Here is a 16595-nt window from a genome sequence, read left to right as displayed (position 1 = left end):
TCGTGCGGGCAGGCGAGCGGGAGAGCCCGATGCCCTTTGCGGGGCAAAGGCGCCGAAGGAGCAACCGCCCCGGAAACTCTCAGGCCAACGGACCGCTCGGCTGCGTGACACTCTGGAAAGCGCTTCGGATGAACATCCGCAGCCACCGAAGGGGTAAGCCCCTCGCGCGTCTTTGCTGCGAGGGTCCAGTCTCTCAGGTCACCCGACAGAGGGGGCAGGATCGTGGCGGTGCTCGCAAGAGCCTCGTCGGACTGCCGACTTTCTGCTGCCGGGATGAATCCAAGTGACCGATCACGATGCCGAAGACCATGTCGAAGACCTGCCGCTTGATGCGCTTCCGCTTGATGCGTGGCACCGGGCAAAGGGCGCGCGGATGGTGCCCTTTGCGGGTTACGAAATGCCGATCCAGTACACCGGCCCGTTCGGGGGGATCGTCGCCGAACACAACTGGACGCGGGAAAGCGCTGGCCTGTTCGATGTCAGCCACATGGGCCAGTTGCTGCTGTCCGGCCCCGGCCTTGATGCCGCAGTCGAAGCGGTGCTGCCGATTGATCTTGCCACACTGAAGCTCGGCCAGCAACGCTATTCGCTGCTGCTCGATGAGGATGGCGGCGTGCTTGATGACCTGATGGTCTCGCGCTGGCCCGATGCGCTTTATCTGGTGGTCAACGGTGCGACCAAGTGGGACGATATCGGCACGCTGCGCGAGGCGCTGCCGGATGACATCACGCTCAACCACATGGACGATTACGCACTGCTGGCGCTGCAAGGGCCTAAGGCGGCCGAGGCGCTGACGCGGCATGTGCGGGGGGTGGAGGCGCTGACCTTCATGAAGTTCGGCCGCTTCACGCTGGCGGGCCATGACGTCACCATCGCGCGGGCGGGCTACACCGGCGAGGACGGGTTCGAAATCTCGCTCCCGGCTCATGCCGCCGCCGAAATCGCAGACCTGCTCTGCGCCGAGCCGGAGGTGAAGCCGATCGGCCTTGGTGCGCGCGATTCGCTGCGGCTGGAGGCGGGTCTGCCGCTTTACGGCCATGACATGTCGCCCGAAACCTCGCCCATCGAAGCGGGCCTGATCTTCGGCATCAACAAGCGCCGCCGCAGGCCGGTTGAAGAAGGGGGCGGCGGCTTCCCCGGTGCCGAGCGCATCATCCGCGAGATCAACCAGGGCACGGCGCGCAAATGGGTTGGCCTGAAGCTCGATGGCCGACTGCCCGCCCGCGAAGGCGCCGAGGTGTTCGCCGGGGCCGAGAAGATCGGGATCGTCACCAGCGGCGGTTTCTCGCCCACGCTCGGAGCGCCGATTGCGATGGCCTATGTCGCCAGCCAGCATGCCCCGCACGGGACCGCGCTCGACGTCGAAGTGCGGGGCAAGCGCCTCGCCGCGACGGTTACGCCCACGCCTTTTGTCCCGCACAACTATTTCCGAGGGAGCTGATCCGATGCCGCGTTATTTTACCGATGAACATGAATGGATCGACGTCGACGGCGATGTCGCGACGGTCGGCATCACCGACTATGCGCAGGGGCAGTTGGGCGACATCGTCTTTGTCGAACTGCCCGCCGTCGGCACCGCAATCGAAGCGGGCAAGGATGCCGCCGTGGTCGAAAGCGTCAAGGCCGCATCCGATGTCTATGCGCCGATCACCGGTGAAGTGACCGAGGTGAACCCCGCGCTTGAGGAAGACCCGGCGCTGGTCAATTCCGCGCCCGAAAGCGACGGCTGGTTCTTCCGCATGACTATGGCGGATAGCAGCCAGCTTGAAGGGCTGATGGACGACGCCGCCTACAAGGACTTCGTCGCCTCGCTATGACCGGTGAGCCGCCCGTCACGATCACCAAGGTGCGCAGCCTGATGGTTGCGACCCCGCTTTATGACGGGGCGCAGGCCGATTACCTGCGTTCGATCATCGGCCTGATCGGCGCGGCGCAGCAGCGCGGGATCGATTGCTCCTTCGCCTATCTCAGCAATAATGCCTCGATCACGCGGGTGCGCAACATCCTGCTGGGCACATTCCTGCGTTCTTCGGCAACCCATCTGCTGTTCGTCGACGACGATATCGGCTTTGTGCCCGAACAGGTGCTGACACTGATCGATCAGATGCAGGCGGACGACCGGCTGGCGGTGGTCGGCGCGCCCTGTCCCAAGCGGCGGGTGAACTGGAAGCTGGTGGCCTCAGCCTGCGAAAAAGGGCTGGGCAAGGCCAATCCTGCCGAGCTTGAACGGTTTTCGGGGGTGTTCGCGCTCGAACCGCTCGATCCGGCTGCTGGCGTGCGTGTTGACCAGCCGCTTGAAGTGGCGCGGATCGGCACCGGCCTGATGATGATCCGGCGCAACGTGATCACCGACCTGTGCCAGCGTTACCCCGAACTGCGCTTTCGGCCCGATCCGCAGGACATGATGGACGGGCAGATCGAGGGCGATCTCTTCGCGTTGTTCCAGCCACTCATTCACCCAGAAACCGGGCATCTGATGTCCGATGATTACGCCTTCTGCCATCGCGCCCGTGATGCCGGATATCGCATCTGGGCCGCGCCATGGATGCGGACTTCGCACACCGGCCCGGCGCGCTTTGCCGGCGCGCTTGCGGATCTGGTCCAGCTGAGCGCTGCCGGTTCTTCCCCTTCTTCCGCCTGACCTTTTCAACCCCTCCGCCCCCCAAACCCACACCAGCCACGGACACCTCCCCCATGCGCTACCTTCCCCTGACCGATACCGACCGGACAGCGATGCTGGCAAAGATCGGTGCTGCGACAGTCGATGATCTGTTCGTCGACGTGCCCGAAATCGCCCGTCTTGACGGCCCGATCCGCGATTTGCCGATGCATGCGAGCGAGATGGCGGTCGAACGCCACATGAAGAAACTGGCGGCGAAGAATCTGGTGGCAGGCGAAGTGCCGTTCTTCCTCGGCGCGGGCGCATACCGGCACCATGTTCCCGCCAGCGTCGATACGATCATCCAGCGCGGCGAGTTTCTGACCGCCTATACCCCGTACCAGCCGGAAATCGCGCAAGGCACCTTGCAGATGCTGTTCGAATTCCAGACGCAGGTTGCGCGGCTCTATGGCTGCGCGGTGGCCAATGCCTCGCTCTATGATGGCTCGACCGCGTGCTGGGAAGCGGTGGCAATGGCGACCCGCGTGACCCGCCGCAAGCGTGCGGTGCTGTCGGGCGCGCTCCACCCGCATTATGCCGAGGTGGTCAAGACGATGGCCAAGTTCACCGGCGACGAAATCGCCGATGCGCAACCCGCGATCACCGCCGAACCCGATCTGGATGGCCTGATGGCGCGGATCGACGAGGACACCGCCTGCGTGGTGGTGCAATACCCCGATATTCTCGGCCGGATCAGCGACCTTACTCCGGTGGCCGAAGCCGCCCATGCCAAGGGCGCGCTGCTGGTAGTGGTCAACACCGAACCCGTCGCGCTGGGGTCGATCAAGTCACCGGGTGAAATGGGCGCGGATATCGTGGTGGGCGAGGGCCAGTCTCTGGGTGTCGGCCTGCAATTCGGCGGGCCTTACCTCGGCCTGTTCGCGGTGCGCGATCCCAAGCATGTGCGCCAGATGCCGGGCCGGCTGTGCGGCGAAACCACCGATGCCGAGGGCAAGCGCGGCTTCGTGCTCACCCTCTCCACCCGCGAACAGCATATTCGCCGTGAGAAGGCGACCAGCAACATCTGCACCAATTCGGGCCTCTGCGCGCTCGCCTTCACCGTCCACATGACCCTGCTGGGCGAGCGCGGCCTGCGCGAACTGGCGGCGGAAAACCACCGCCTCGCCTGCCTCGCTGCCGACCGGCTGGCCAAGGTGCCCGGTGTGGAAGTGCTCAACACCGCCTTCTTCAACGAATTCACACTGATGCTGGGGGGCAAGCCCGCGCGCGAGATCATCCGCGATATGGCGGACCGCGGTGTGCTCGGCGGGGTGTCGCTCGGGCGGCTCTATCCCGGTGTGGCGGCGCTGGAGCACGCGCTGCTTGTCGCCGTGACCGAGACCACCACGGAAGACGATATCGAGGTGCTCGCCCGCGAGCTTGAAGCCAGCATCAAGGAGTCTGCGCAATGAACGCTCCCAACCAATCCGGCTGGAAGCCTGCGATGATCGTTTCCGAAGACGGGATGCACAGTGGCCCGCAAACCACCACCGGCAACCGTGCGCTGATGCTCGAAGAACCGCTCCTGTTCGAGATTGGCCGCGCGGAGGTGACCGGGGTTGATCTGCCGCCGGTTGATGTGAATGCGCCGACCCGTCTTGCCGGTCTTGCACGCAGCGAGCCCCTCGGCCTTGTCGGGCTGACCGAGCCGGAGACAGTGCGTCATTACACGCGCCTCAGCCGCCAGAACTACGGGATCGATCTCGGGTTCTTCCCGCTCGGTTCGTGCACCATGAAGCACAACCCCCGCCTCAACGAGAAGATCGCGCGGCTGCCGGGCTTTGCCGATGTCCACCCGCTCAGCCCGCAGAATGCGGTGCAGGGCGCGCTGGAAGTCATCAGCGAATTGGGCGGCTGGCTGTGCACGCTAACGGGCATGCCCGCTGTTGCGATGAGCCCCAAGGCCGGTGCCCACGGCGAGCTGTGCGGCATCCTCGCCATCCGCGCCGCACACGAAGCGCGCGGCGATGCGCGCGAAGTGGTGCTGGTGCCCGAAAGCGCCCACGGCACCAACCCGGCTACCGCCGCCTTCGCCAATTACCGGGTCGAGGATATTCCCGCGACGCCCGAAGGCCGGGTCGATGTCGAGGCCTTGAAGGCGCGGCTCGGGCCGGACGTGGCGGCGGTGATGATTACCAATCCCAACACCTGCGGCCTGTTCGAAAAGGACTTCCGCGAAATCGCCGATGCTGTCCACGAAGCGGGCGGATATGTCTATTGCGATGGTGCCAACTTCAACGCCATCGTCGGCAAGGTGCGCCCCGGCGACCTTGGCGTGGATGCGATGCACATCAACCTGCACAAGACCTTTTCCACCCCGCATGGCGGCGGCGGGCCGGGGTCGGGGCCGGTGGTCTTGTCCGAAGCGCTCGCGCCCTTCGCCCCGCTGCCCTTCGTGCGCAAGGACGATGCGGGGACGTTCTACCTCGTCGAGGAAGAAAACCGCGAGGAGCGCGGGCCGTCGTTTGGCCGGATGACAGCCTTCCACGGCCAGATGGGCATGTTCACCCGCGCGCTGACCTACATGCTCAGCCATGGGGCCGATGGTTTGAAGCAGGTGGCAGAGGACGCGGTGCTCAACGCCAATTACATCCTGCGTTCGATGGAAGACATCCTCCACGCGCCCTTTGCAGGCTCGGGCCCGTGCATGCACGAGGCGCTGTTTGGCGACAAGGACTTCACCGGCGGGCTTTCAACGCTCGATGTGGCCAAGGGCCTGATCGATGAAGGCTATCACCCGATGACGGTCTATTTCCCGCTGGTGGTCCACGGCGCGATGCTGGTCGAACCGACCGAGACCGAAAGCAAGGCGGCGATCGACCAGTTCATCACCGCCTTCCGCGCTGTGGTGGAACGCGCGCTGGCAGGGGACGAAGGGTTGAAGCAAGCACCCTACTATGCGCCCCGGCGGCGGCTGGATGAAACGGCGGCGGCGCGGAAGCCCAAGCTGGCGTTCGAAGGCTAGAGGTTTGCAGGCGGGACGGGCTTTGTGTCCGTCCCGCTCTCTTCTTCCGGTTCGACCACCAGCCGGATCTGGCTGAGGTTGAGGATCGCGACATAGAAGCCGATCACCGCAAGGCTGCTGGATCCCAGCATCGCGAAGGCCGCGCCCTTGGCGCCGTTCCAGTCGATCGCCGCATCGAGCAGCACCAATGCCAGCACCGTCGGCACGGCACGCACGATGAAGGCGATGTGCGCCTTTCCGGCCGAGACCAGCAGCGATTCAAGGCTTGCGCCGACCAGTTCGACCGCACCGGCAATGGCAAGGATCACCATCGCCCAGTAGAACAGGCCGAATTCCTCGCCCGCGATCAGTTCCAGCCCCATGCGCCCGAACACCAGTGCGGTGACCACTGCGATCACCCCGCCGACCGCCGCGATATTGGCCATGCGCCGCGCGATCTCCAACGCGTTTTCGCGCGCGTGGACAAGCTCGGGCAGGATCGCCTTGGACACGGTTTGCGCCAGCGACACGAGTGCCTGACCGAGCTGGCTCGCGACCCGGAAACCGCCTGCCAGTGCGGCGCCGCCGAAAGTGCCGACCAGCAGGATCATCACCTGCTTGCCCGCGATCGAAAGGCTGCCCGAAAGATTGGTCGAGACGACGAAGCGCCATGCGTCCTTGTGGCGTGCGGGGATGGCCTTCAGGCTCACGGCACGCAGGCTCATCGGCTGGACGCGCGCGGCGACCAGCCACAGCGCGATGGTTACCGCAACCTCGGCCACGGCATAGGCGATGATGAAGCCCGTGACGGTCGGCATCAGGACGAAGGCGAGGCCAGCGCCCAGCGCGCGGATCACCGGCTGCACCGCCTCGGCCGCGGTCGCGCTGGCATAGCGGAAATGGAGCCGCAGGATCCCGGTCGGCGTGGTGCGGATCGCGGCGAGCGAGATCACGCAATAGCCGAAGGCCAGCCATAACAGGTCAGGCGGCACCTCAAGCCAGTAAGGCGCGCTTGCCACCACCACGCTTGCAAGCGCGACGCCGAGCACCACCGAAACCAGATCGAGCGCGATCGCAAAGCCAGTGGCCTCAGCCGCGCTGGCCGGATCAATGCTGCCGCCTGCGTCTGCGCCAGCGGCACCATTGGCACCCCAGCGCACGATAAACTGCCAGGTCTGGAAATTGGCGATGCCCGTTATCGTCTGCCCGAGCGCCACGATCAGCGCGAAATGGCCGAACCCGATCGTGCCCAGCGCCCGCGTCGCAAGCGCAAGGTAGGCAAGGCTCAGCACAGCGTTGAAGCCGCGCCCGCCCAGCAGCCAGCCCATGTTGGAAAACAGCCGTTTCATGCGTGTTCGTGGGCTCTGGCCAGATCAGCCAGAGGCCGCCGGGTTCGGTGCGGCTGCACCGCCGCTGCGATCACCCTCGCGGCGCCTCAGGATCTTCTCGGTCACATCCAGCGTGCGCTGATTATCGACGTCGATGGCGTAATGCCCGTCTGCCAGCACCACCGGCACCAGCTTGAAGCCGAAGCGGCGCGAGATCTGCGCGAACAGCTTTTCCTTGGAACCCCAGCCCATGCGGAAACGGATCAGGTTGACCAGCCCGAAGGCCTTGATGATCCGGCGCGGATATTTGATGAACTGCCCGCCGTCGCGCATGATCTCGGCGGCGGAGAGCGCCTGCGCACTGCCGAGCCAATAGGTGTTGCAGTTGGAATAGGCCCCGTCGCGGAATTCGTAGAAGCGTTTCTGGCCGATCGGATCGGCAGCCTGCACATCCTCGCGCCGCGCCAGTGCCGCCGCGCCGCCCGCGCCCGCTTCAAGGCATTTGGCGATGAATTCGGCGTATCCCTCCGGGGTGACAAGGCAGTTGTCTGCGGTGGTGATCAGCAGCGGGAAATCCGCGCCTTGCGCCCCGGCAAACACGCTGTCGACGATGTTGAAGCGGCCCTCTACCATAGAAAGGCGGCCTTCTGCGATAAGCGCGGCGATGGTCGGCAGGCGGGCGATTTCGCCCTCGTCATGCGCGACCACGCGGATCGCGCCCACGGCAGGGCACGCGGCAACCTGCGCCACCACACGCTCGATCATCGGGGTGCCATTGACCGGCACCACCGCCTTCTGCGAGACGCCGGCACGTTCGGCGAGTGGATCGAGCACGCCCGAACGCTTGCCCGCCATTACCAGCGCGGTCACCTTGATGTCGTTCCCCATAACGCGCGGCCTTTAGCCGCAATGGGCAGCAAAAGCCAAGCGCGAAGGGATGTGCCGGGTTTCAGGCCGGGGCAGCGCAGGCCCCAGGCGTCTTACCCCATGGTCGGGATAACAAAGGCGTTGGAGTCATCCTGCGAACCATCGGGCCAGCGCTGGGTAACCTTCTTGTTCTTGGTCCAGAACCTCAGGCCCTCGGTGCCGTACTGGTCAATGTCGCCAAAGCCCGAACGCTTCCACCCGCCGAAGGAATGGTAGGCGACCGGCACCGGGATCGGCACGTTGATGCCGACCATGCCGACATTGACCCGCGCGGCAAATTCGCGCGCGGCGTGGCCGTTGCGGGTGAAGATCGCGACGCCATTGCCATATTGATGTTCCGACGGCAGGCGCACGGCTTCCTCGAAATCCTTGGCGCGCACGATCTGGAGCACGGGGCCGAAGATTTCTTCCTGATAGGATGTCATCTGCGGGGTCACGTGGTCGATCAGGGTCGGGCCGACGAAGAAGCCTTTTTCATGGCCCTGAAGCGTGAACCCGCGCCCGTCGATCACGATTTCGCCGCCTTCTTCCTCGGCCACGGTGATCCACTGTTCGATCCGGGCCTTGTGTTCGGGCGTGACGACCGGGCCGTAATCCGCATCGGGATCATTGGCCACGCCGATGCGCAGGGCATGGATTGCGGGGATGAGCTTTTCGCGCAACCGGTTGGCGGTGTCCTCACCCACCGGCACCACCACCGGCAACGCCATGCAACGTTCGCCCGCCGAACCAAAGGCCGCGCCCGCCAGGTCGTTGACCACCTGATCGAGATCGGCATCGGGCATCACGATGCCGTGGTTCTTGGCTCCGCCGAAGGCCTGCACCCGCTTGTTGTTCGCCGTGCCGCGCGCATAGATATACTGCGCGATGTCGGAGGAACCGACAAAGCTGATCGCGGCGATATCGGGGTGGTCAAGGATCGCATCGACCATTTCCTTGTCGCCATGCACGACCTGCAACAGCCCCTCGGGCGCGCCCGCTTCAAGGAACAGTTCGGCCAGCCGCACCGGCACGCTGGGGTCGCGTTCGGACGGCTTGAGGATGAAGGCATTGCCCGCCGCGCACGCCATGCCGAACATCCACATCGGGATCATCGCCGGGAAGTTGAACGGGGTGATGCCCACCCCGATGCCGAGCGGTTGACGCATCGAAAAGACATCGATCCCCGGTCCTGCGCCGTGGGTATATTCGCCCTTCATGATCTGCGGCAACCCGCAGGCATATTCGATCACTTCCAGCCCGCGCTGCACATCGCCGCGCGCATCGGGCACGGTCTTGCCATGCTCGGACGAGAGCATTTCGGCGAGGCTCTGCATGTTGGCCTCGACCAGTTCCTTGAAGGCGAACATCACCCGTGCGCGGCGCTGCGGGTTGGTGGCGGCCCAGGCGGGCTGCACGCGCTTGGCGGTTGCCACGGCCTGCGCCAGCAGCGCGGCGTCGCCCAAGGCGACCTCGGCCTGCACTTCGCCGGTCGAGGGGTTCCAGATTTGATGTTTGCGCGAAGGGGCGGGGCTGTCGCCGACAATGAAATGGCCGATCTGACGCATGGGAAAAGGTCTCCTGTCTCTGGTCTTCCCAATGGCGATGCTGGCCGATGCTGGCAAGGGCGCGGCTCTCCCCAAAAGTGCTGGCCTATGCGCGCGGGACGGGGCAGGTTGCAGCAATCACGGACCAGAGATCACGGACAGGGAGTAGGCGAGATGCGCGCAGGATTGGGGTATGTTGCAGGTCTGGCCATGCTGGTGGCCGGCGGCGCGCTGGCGCAGGTGCCCGAAGCCGTGCCGCTGGCCGATGATGATGTGTTCATCCCTGCCAGTCTTGAGAAGGTGGCGGACGGCTTCACCTTCACCGAAGGCCCGGCGTGGGACGGGGAACGCTTGATCTTCAGCGATATTCCCGGCGACACGGTTTATGTCCTGACCCCGGGCGGCGGCGCGCCGGACGTGCTCTACACCCCTTCCGCGCTTGCCAACGGGCATACGTTTGATCGTGAAGGCCGCCTGATCAACGCCGAACACGGCAGCGGGACGATCACCCGCTGGACGCCCGAAGACGGGCGGCAGGTGGTGGTCGCGGCGTTCGAGGGCCGCCATCTCAGCAGCCCCAATGACGTGATCGTGCGCAGCGATTGGCTGATCCTGTTCACCGATCCGCCCTATGGGCTGCGCAGCGCCTATCAGGGGGTCGAGCGCAGCAACGAGGTGGGTTTTTCGGGCGTCTTCGCCTTCGACGAGGCTTCGGGCAAGATGGTGCTGATCGACGATGCGCTGGAACGGCCCAACGGCCTTGCCCTCTCGCCTGACGAGCGCGTGCTTTATGTCGGCGACAGCGCGACCCAGACCCTGTGGGCCTATGATATCGCCGCTGATGGTTCGGCGAGCAACCGCCGCCTGTTTGCCGATCTCAAGCGCGAGGGCGCACAGGGCTCGGTCGACGGGGTGCGGGTGGACAGCGCGGGCCGGGTGTTCACCACCTGCCCCGGCGGGGTTTGCGCGGTTGCGCCCGGCGGCACGCTGCTGGCGCGGCTCGAAACGCCCAAGCGCGCCACCAACATCGCCTGGGGCGGGCCGGACCTGTCCGATCTCTACATCACCGCGCTTGGCGACGTGTACCGGGTCAAGACCCGCGCGCGCGGGATCGGCTCATCCAGCCGCCGTTAGTCCGACGGGATCAGCGTGATTTCGGTCTGGCGTCCGTCGATATAGCGCACAGTGCCGCCATCGAAGAAGGCGTCTTCTTCGGTGCGGAAATCGACGCGCTGCCCGCCCCATTCCGGCACCGCCGCGTAGGATGTCAGCTCGATCGACCATGCCGTGTTCGCCCGGATCGGGCCTTCCCCACGCGGATCGGGGTTCTGATTGTCCCAGAACCCGATTGATGGCCCCGCGCCGTGGCCGTGATGGCCGATCGGGTGGGTGTAGATCGACGGTTCCAATCCGGCCGCAAGCGCATCGGCACGGGCGATGGCGAGGGCTTCATTGCCGCTGCGCCCGACCTTGAAGGCGCGGGTGAGGAAATCCTGCACCCGGTTGCTGTTTTCCAGCCCCGCCCGCAACCCTGCGGGTGCCTCGGTCTCGCCGGGCTTGAGCACATAGGCGAGATGCTGTGTATCGGTGTTGAGCCTGAGGTAGGTGATGCCGAAATCGGTCCACAACAGGTCGCCGGGCCGGATCACCGCGTCGCCTTCGAGCATGCCGTCCGCGCCCTGCCGCTGGATCGCCACGGAGGGATGGAACCACGGATCGAGACCCAATTGCATCAGCCGGCCGCGATACCACCACTGCACCTCGCTCGCTGTGGTGACGCCCGGCGTGATCACGTCACGCGAAAACGCCTCGCCGATCACCGCATGGGCGGTGCGCACGATGGCGGGGTAAAGCTCCATCTCGGCAGGCGTGCGGGTTTCGAGCCAGCGGATCGCCAGACCCTCGCCCGTGACCACGCGTTCATGCAGGGCTGAGGGCAGGGCCGACATGAAGCGGTCGTGCTGGCTCAGCGTCATGCCATCGGCGAATTGGGAGAGGTCCGAGGAATTGATCGCGATTTTTTGCGGATCGCGCGCCGCGATAATTTCGGCCACGGCCTGCCACTGGTCCGGCTGGTCTTCCGGGTTCCATGACGGCGCGAACAGGCCGCCGAGACCATAGCGGCTCACCGTCAGCCGCTCCACCGGCTGCCCCTCGCCCGGATCGTGGAAGATCAGGATCGTGCGCCGGCGGGCGTGCATGTTTTCGGCATCGAGCATGGTGGCGACCACCGGCTCCTCGAAATATTCGCGCGCCACCAGCAGCCACAGGTCGATGCCCTCTTCGCGCATGATCGCGGGTATGATGCTGTCGAGCCGCCCGGCAAGTATGCGGTTCTCGACCGCCGCGCGCTCGCGCGGGGACAGGATCGGCGGCATGGCCGGGGCCGCCTGCTCGGTCTGGCTCATGGCAATCGGCGCGTCTGCGGCGGCCAGCGGCACGGGTAATGCGGCGAAAACCGCCAGCAGTATGCTCAGTCCCGCCTGCCTTGCCCGTGGTGCCATGATCATCGCCGCCGCTCCCCTGTCTGTGGTCTGCCGCGACACTGGCGCGGCGCGCCAGCCAGTGCAAGCCCGGCCGGAACGCCCGGAAGAATCCCCGCCCACCAGCACAAGGCGATTTTGCGCATGGCGGAACACGTGATTGCTTTGCGAGGCCGCGGGTTTCGATGTAGCAAGGCGGGATGGAACACGGGGATGGAACAATGGCGACGGACAGCAGCGATGCCATCGCAGGGCGCCGTCCCCCGATCTTCCTGAGTTATTCGCGCGGCGATATTGAACACGCGCGCCCGGTTATCGCGCTGCTTGAGGGCGCCGGTTTCGACGTGTGGTGGGACGGGCGGCTCGAAGGCGGCGAGAATTATCTGGCGACCACCGAAACCGCGCTCGAATCGGCTGCTTGCGTGGTGGTGCTGTGGTCGCGGACCGCGGTCGCTTCGCACTGGGTGCGTGACGAGGCACAGCGCGGGCGCGAGCGCGGCTGTCTGGTGCCGCTGTCGCTCGATGGCACCATGGCCCCGCTCGGCTTTCGCCAGTTCCAGTTGCTCGACATTGCGGGCTGGTCGGGTGATCCGGGCGATGCGCAGGCCGAACGAGTTCTGGCCGCGGTCAGGACCAAAGCGGGGCAGGCCGCGCCCGCAGCCGGATCGTCCGAGGCGATTGCTGCCCCGACACTGGCTGCGACACTGGCATCACCTTCGGGTTCCGCGCTTTCGCGCCGGGCGGTGATGATCGGCGGCGCGGGCCTTGCTGGCGGTGCCGCACTGCTGGGGGCGTGGCAATCCGGCCTGCTGGGCACAGGTTCGGCGCAGGCCATTTCGATGGTGGTGCTGCCCTTTGCCAACCTGACGGGCGATGTCGGCAAGGCCTGGTTTTCCAACGGATTGTCCAACGAACTGCGCGCGGTGCTGGTGCGCAATCCGCGGCTCAGAGTGGCCGCACCCACGTCGTCCGGCATGATCGGGGGCGAGGATGATTTCGCGATCGGCCGTACGCTTGGGGTGGATCACATCCTGCGCGGCAGCGTCCAGCGCGACGAGATGCAGATGCGGGTCTCGGCCGAACTGGTCGAAATCAATGGCGGGATGGTGCGCTGGGCGGAAACCTATGACCGGCCGCTGGAAGATGTGTTCGCCCTGCAATCGGAAATAGCCGAGACGGTCGCCCTGTCGCTGGTGGCGCAGACCGTTGGCGAAACCGAGGCGCACAGCAGCCTTGTCGCGCAGCAGGCCGTTGGCGGCACCGCAAATGTGGCAGCCTTCGAGGCATTCCTGCGCGGCCATGCGCTGTATGACCTGTCTGCCGGGGTGGAGAGCGACCGGCGCGCGCTGATCCAGTTCGATGCGGCGATTGCGGCCGATCCGGAATACGCCGCGGCCCATGCAATGCGCGCGACCATGCTGTCGGGCATTGCCAACGCCACCAATGATGCCGCCGAGGCGCGTGAGCTCTATGCGGCAGCGATCACTGCTGCCGAGCGCGCCATCACGCTGGAAGAACGGCTGGCCCAAAGTCATCTGGCGCTCGGTTTCGCGCTCAATAACGGTCAGCTCAAACGCGCCGAGGCGATGCCGCATTATCAGGCGGCGGAAAAGCTCGCGCCCGGCGATGCCGATGCGCTGCGCCAGATCGCGACCTTCTATGCCTATGGTGAGCAGCAGGACACGGCGACCCGCATGATCGAACAGGTCATTGTGCTCGACCCGCTCAATGCCCGCGCGTTCCGTTCGGCGGGCTATATCGCGCTGTTTGCGAGAGATTATCCCAAGGTGATCGCCCGCATGGAGCGCGCGCTCGAACTCAATCCCAGTCTCGTAAGCGCCCATTTCGCGATTGCCAATGCGCGGCTGATGCAGGGCGATGCCGCAGGCGCGCTGGCCGCTGCGAAAGCGGAGCGGATACCGATCTACACGCTGACTGCCTCGGCAATCGCCTTGCACAGGCTGGGCGATCGCGCGGCGGCGGACGCTGCTTTCGCAGCGATTATCGAGCAATATGGCGATGCTGCCCTGTACCAGCAGGCGCAGGTGCTGGCGCAGCGCGGCGAGGTGCAGGCCGCCCTAGCACGGGTTGCAAGGGCCTATGCCTCGGGCGATCCGGGCGTATTGTTCGCGCCCAACGATCCATTGCTCGATCCCTTGCGCGGCGAGCCCGCGCTTGAGGAATTGCTTTCGCAGCTCTCCTCGTGATAGACCATGTGGCCCATGGAGGGCAGACAAACGGGGAATTGCACATGAAGAAGATCGTGACCTTCGGAGTTATCGCCGGCGCTGCCTTGACGCTGGCTGCCTGCGGGGGCGAGGCTCCGGCCGAAGAAGCCCCGGCTGAGGCAACCGAGGCCGCACCTGTCGAGGACATCGGCGGGGAAGAGGAAATGACGGACGATGACGCCGCCGCGCTCGACGCTGCTGCGGCTGCCGCGGAAGGCACCGAAACCAACACCAATCCGATTTTGCCGTCGGCACAGTAAGCCGAAGGCTTTGTCGAATAGCTATCTCCTGCGGGTGCGGCCCGGCACTGCTGCCGGGCCGGCCTGACTAGAGACGCGGCACGCTAAGGCGGCCAGCCAGCACGTCGTCGATCCAGCTGCGCACCTTGGCGACCCTGGTATAGCGGCTGGGTACGCCGGTCGATCCGCATTTCTCGCCTGCGCTGACCACCCCGATAACCGTTGGAATATTGCGTCCGTCGCCATAGGTGATCAGCGGTCCGCCGCTGTCGCCATCGCAGGCCTGTGATTTATCGGGCGCCCCGGCACACAGTACGGCATCCTGAAGCAACCGACCCCGGAACTCGGTCCGGTCCGTGCAGACCTCGGGATCTTCCAGCTGCATCCTCGCGCCGCGCAGGTGATCGCTCGATTGCCCTCTGTATGAGGTCAGGCCCCAGCCATAGGTGTAGACCGGCATCCCGTCCTTGATCTCGCGCTCGTCGAGCGGCAGCGGATCAATCCGGATGCGGGCGATGGAATTGGTCGCAGCCCCTTTTTTCCCGGCGCGCGGATCATAGCGGATCAGCGCAATATCGAAGGCGCGGCTTTTCTCATGGTAGCGGGGGTGCGCGATGGCACCCAGAATCGGATAGCTGACCCCTTCGTCGGCCTGCGGATTATAGACCCCCAGCCGGATGCGGTGTCCACGCTCGAGTGTGGACTTGCGATTCTTGTCGACGATGCAATGGGCAGCGGTGAGGATCCAGCCCGAGGCGATCAGCGAGCCGCCGCAGGCCACGCGCTTGCCGGGTGCGACATCAAGCTCGCCCATTCGCGCGGGTCGCCACAGCAGCGCCTGCCACGGCGCTTGCCCAGGACGCAGCCGGTAGCCGATGACGATCCGCTCCACCGGATCACAGATCGTGTCGAGATAGACTACGCCGCGGAAAGTCACCGCGGTGCGTGTGCAAGGATCAAATTGCGCGGCGGCCGCCTCCTCGGCGAGCGCTGCCGCCACCCGGCGGGCCTCCTCGGCCCCGTCGGTCGGCGCTGTCGGCGGGCCGAAGCGGTTGTCGGCGATCAGCAGCGGCGCCTCGGGATCGGTTCCGGCGCGCTGGTAGAGATCGTCACAGACCTTGCCAAACCCGATTTCGCAAACACCGGCAAGCAAGGCATAGCCGCGCGTCCGTTCCGCCGACGGGCGGGTTTCATCGGTCAGGCGCCGGCCGAGGACCACGCAATCGGCTTCGATGCCGTCCGCACAGCCGGTCGCGTACCACTCTTCCGCCCGCGTCTCCGCCGGAGGGGAGATCTGATAGAGCGCCATTGATGCCGCATCGCGGCAGACCTCGGTCTCGCCCGCCTCGCAGGCTTTTCCGAGCAGCATCATGGCTTCTGCCGGAGAATAGAGCAGCGAGAACTCTGCGGAATAGAGCTGCCCCAGAGCGATGCAATCGGCCATCACTCCGCGCTCGCAATTTTCAGCCAGCGTGGGCCGCGCGCGGATCTGCGTCGGCAAGAAGCAGTAGAAGGAATCGCGTTCGCAGGCGCGATCGAACAGCGTCAGCGCCGCGATCCGGTTTTCGGGCGAGCCGCTGCCTTCGATGAACGCCGCTTCGCCCAATCGCTGGCATGACTGGGCAGAGCCTGTGCGGCAGCCATCATCGAGTACATCGCGCACCTCGGGCGTCAGTTCGCCTTCCTCGCCGATATGCTCGAACAGGAGCCGCTTGCAGGATTCGGTGAGCCCGGCCCGGCACTCGCCTTCCAGCTGGCGCCGTTCGTCGGCCCGCGCGTTTACGGCGCTGATGATGGCTGCTGCCGCCTCGCACGCCTCTGCCGAGCCGAGAGTGCAGCTGCGCTGCAGCATGATCAGCCCCTCATCTTGTGCGTCCGGGTCTTCCAGTTTGCGCAATTGCGCGCCCAACGCGAAACAGCCCGTCGCCTCGGCACCATCACAAGCCTGGCGAAATAGTAATTCGGCCACCGGGCGGTTTTGCGGCCTGCCTGCGCCATCGCGGAAAGCGCGGCCCAGCGCAGCGCATCCGGCGAGGTCTCCGGCATTACAGGCGATTTCAGCCTGCGCGGCCTCGGCTGCTTCGCGCGCGTCCAGTTCCACCGGCTTGTCGGGATCCGCGCGCGTCCAGGCGAGAGTTCCCGAGGGATATTCGTGCGGCACCTGAGCCCGCACCGATGCCGCCGCCAGAGCAAGCAACGCCCCCACCACTATCGCAATCCCTTTCACCACCGCGCATCCTCCCGCTTCCCCGCGATGACAA

The 16595-nt window shown here is 65.6% G+C and carries 13 protein-coding genes and 2 riboswitches; of the genes, 8 read left to right on the top strand and 5 right to left on the bottom strand.

Annotation, left to right across the window (positions count from 1 at the left end):
• Positions 1-7 precede the first annotated feature (7 nt).
• Positions 8-105: riboswitch (glycine riboswitch) on the top strand.
• Positions 106-219: riboswitch (glycine riboswitch) on the top strand.
• 64 nt (positions 220-283) lie between these two features.
• From gcvT to gcvPB, 5 genes are read left to right on the top strand one after another with little or no spacing between them, the layout of a single operon-like run.
• Positions 284-1441, top strand: a complete 1158-nt coding sequence (gcvT, locus tag BUA05_RS10260) for a glycine cleavage system aminomethyltransferase GcvT (RefSeq protein WP_072674804.1) — start codon at positions 284-286, stop codon at positions 1439-1441.
• 4 nt (positions 1442-1445) lie between these two features.
• A complete protein-coding gene (gene gcvH, locus BUA05_RS10255) occupies positions 1446-1817 on the top strand; it encodes a glycine cleavage system protein GcvH (RefSeq protein ID WP_072674802.1) in 372 nt (123 codons plus the stop codon).
• Positions 1814-2641: a Cut8/STS1 family protein gene (locus BUA05_RS10250; RefSeq protein ID WP_072674800.1), complete on the top strand. Its 828-nt coding sequence runs from the start codon at positions 1814-1816 to the stop codon at positions 2639-2641. The genes gcvH and BUA05_RS10250 overlap by 4 nt, the downstream gene beginning before the upstream one ends.
• A gap of 53 nt (positions 2642-2694) precedes the next feature.
• Entirely contained in the window at positions 2695-4071 is a 1377-nt protein-coding gene (gene gcvPA / locus BUA05_RS10245) for an aminomethyl-transferring glycine dehydrogenase subunit GcvPA (RefSeq protein WP_072674798.1), read from the top strand.
• A complete protein-coding gene (gene gcvPB / locus BUA05_RS10240; RefSeq protein WP_072674796.1) occupies positions 4068-5624 on the top strand; it encodes an aminomethyl-transferring glycine dehydrogenase subunit GcvPB in 1557 nt (518 codons plus the stop codon). The genes gcvPA and gcvPB overlap by 4 nt, the downstream gene beginning before the upstream one ends.
• Here gcvPB and BUA05_RS10235 read toward each other — a convergent pair.
• The 3 genes from BUA05_RS10235 to BUA05_RS10225 form a co-directional block, all read right to left on the bottom strand.
• Positions 5621-6952, bottom strand: a complete 1332-nt coding sequence (locus BUA05_RS10235) for a lipopolysaccharide biosynthesis protein (protein ID WP_072674794.1) — start codon at positions 6950-6952, stop codon at positions 5621-5623. The two genes, gcvPB and BUA05_RS10235, sit on opposite strands and share 4 nt — an antisense overlap.
• A 24-nt stretch (positions 6953-6976) precedes the next feature.
• A complete protein-coding gene (locus tag BUA05_RS10230; protein WP_072674792.1) occupies positions 6977-7819 on the bottom strand; it encodes an NTP transferase domain-containing protein in 843 nt (280 codons plus the stop codon).
• Positions 7820-7911: 92 nt separating this feature from the next.
• Positions 7912-9405: a CoA-acylating methylmalonate-semialdehyde dehydrogenase gene (locus BUA05_RS10225; RefSeq protein ID WP_072674790.1), complete on the bottom strand. Its 1494-nt coding sequence runs from the start codon at positions 9403-9405 to the stop codon at positions 7912-7914.
• A gap of 153 nt (positions 9406-9558) precedes the next feature.
• Here BUA05_RS10225 and BUA05_RS10220 point away from each other — a divergent pair, with 153 nt between their 5' ends.
• Positions 9559-10518 carry an SMP-30/gluconolactonase/LRE family protein gene (locus BUA05_RS10220; protein WP_158093676.1) on the top strand — a complete coding sequence of 320 codons (960 nt, stop codon included), beginning with the start codon at positions 9559-9561 and terminating at the stop codon, positions 10516-10518.
• On the opposite strand, the gene BUA05_RS10215 is transcribed toward BUA05_RS10220, so the two are convergent.
• Positions 10515-11894, bottom strand: coding sequence for a M24 family metallopeptidase (locus BUA05_RS10215; RefSeq protein ID WP_245790166.1), 1380 nt, complete (start codon positions 11892-11894; stop codon positions 10515-10517). The genes BUA05_RS10220 and BUA05_RS10215 overlap by 4 nt on opposite strands.
• 194 nt (positions 11895-12088) lie before the next feature.
• Here BUA05_RS10215 and BUA05_RS10210 point away from each other — a divergent pair, with 194 nt between their 5' ends.
• Complete coding sequence (locus BUA05_RS10210) at positions 12089-14074, top strand: TIR domain-containing protein (protein WP_158093677.1); 1986 nt, start codon at positions 12089-12091, stop codon at positions 14072-14074.
• Positions 14075-14118: 44 nt separating this feature from the next.
• Entirely contained in the window at positions 14119-14355 is a 237-nt protein-coding gene (locus BUA05_RS10205) for a hypothetical protein (RefSeq protein ID WP_072674787.1), read from the top strand.
• A 67-nt stretch (positions 14356-14422) separates the two neighbouring features.
• On the opposite strand, the gene BUA05_RS10200 is transcribed toward BUA05_RS10205, so the two are convergent.
• Positions 14423-16561 carry a trypsin-like serine protease gene (locus BUA05_RS10200; RefSeq protein WP_086616489.1) on the bottom strand — a complete coding sequence of 713 codons (2139 nt, stop codon included), beginning with the start codon at positions 16559-16561 and terminating at the stop codon, positions 14423-14425.
• Between the last annotated feature and the right edge of the window lie 34 nt (positions 16562-16595).

This window comes from Erythrobacter sanguineus, assembly GCF_900143235.1.
Lineage (GTDB): Bacteria > Pseudomonadota > Alphaproteobacteria > Sphingomonadales > Sphingomonadaceae > Erythrobacter > Erythrobacter sanguineus.
Note: the sequence above shows the minus strand (reverse complement) of the source record. Positions and strands in the feature narration are given on the sequence as shown.

Coding starts and splice junctions, on each gene's coding strand:
- gcvH (WP_072674802.1), top strand. CDS start 1,446: ATGCCGCGTTATTTTACCGATGAACATGAATGGATCGACGTCGACGGC.
- BUA05_RS10250 (WP_072674800.1), top strand. CDS start 1,814: ATGACCGGTGAGCCGCCCGTCACGATCACCAAGGTGCGCAGCCTGATG.
- gcvPA (WP_072674798.1), top strand. CDS start 2,695: ATGCGCTACCTTCCCCTGACCGATACCGACCGGACAGCGATGCTGGCA.
- gcvPB (WP_072674796.1), top strand. CDS start 4,068: ATGAACGCTCCCAACCAATCCGGCTGGAAGCCTGCGATGATCGTTTCC.
- BUA05_RS10235 (WP_072674794.1), bottom strand. CDS start 6,952: ATGAAACGGCTGTTTTCCAACATGGGCTGGCTGCTGGGCGGGCGCGGC.
- BUA05_RS10230 (WP_072674792.1), bottom strand. CDS start 7,819: ATGGGGAACGACATCAAGGTGACCGCGCTGGTAATGGCGGGCAAGCGT.
- BUA05_RS10225 (WP_072674790.1), bottom strand. CDS start 9,405: ATGCGTCAGATCGGCCATTTCATTGTCGGCGACAGCCCCGCCCCTTCG.
- BUA05_RS10220 (WP_158093676.1), top strand. CDS start 9,559: ATGCGCGCAGGATTGGGGTATGTTGCAGGTCTGGCCATGCTGGTGGCC.
- BUA05_RS10215 (WP_245790166.1), bottom strand. CDS start 11,894: ATGATCATGGCACCACGGGCAAGGCAGGCGGGACTGAGCATACTGCTG.
- BUA05_RS10210 (WP_158093677.1), top strand. CDS start 12,089: ATGGCGACGGACAGCAGCGATGCCATCGCAGGGCGCCGTCCCCCGATC.
- BUA05_RS10205 (WP_072674787.1), top strand. CDS start 14,119: ATGAAGAAGATCGTGACCTTCGGAGTTATCGCCGGCGCTGCCTTGACG.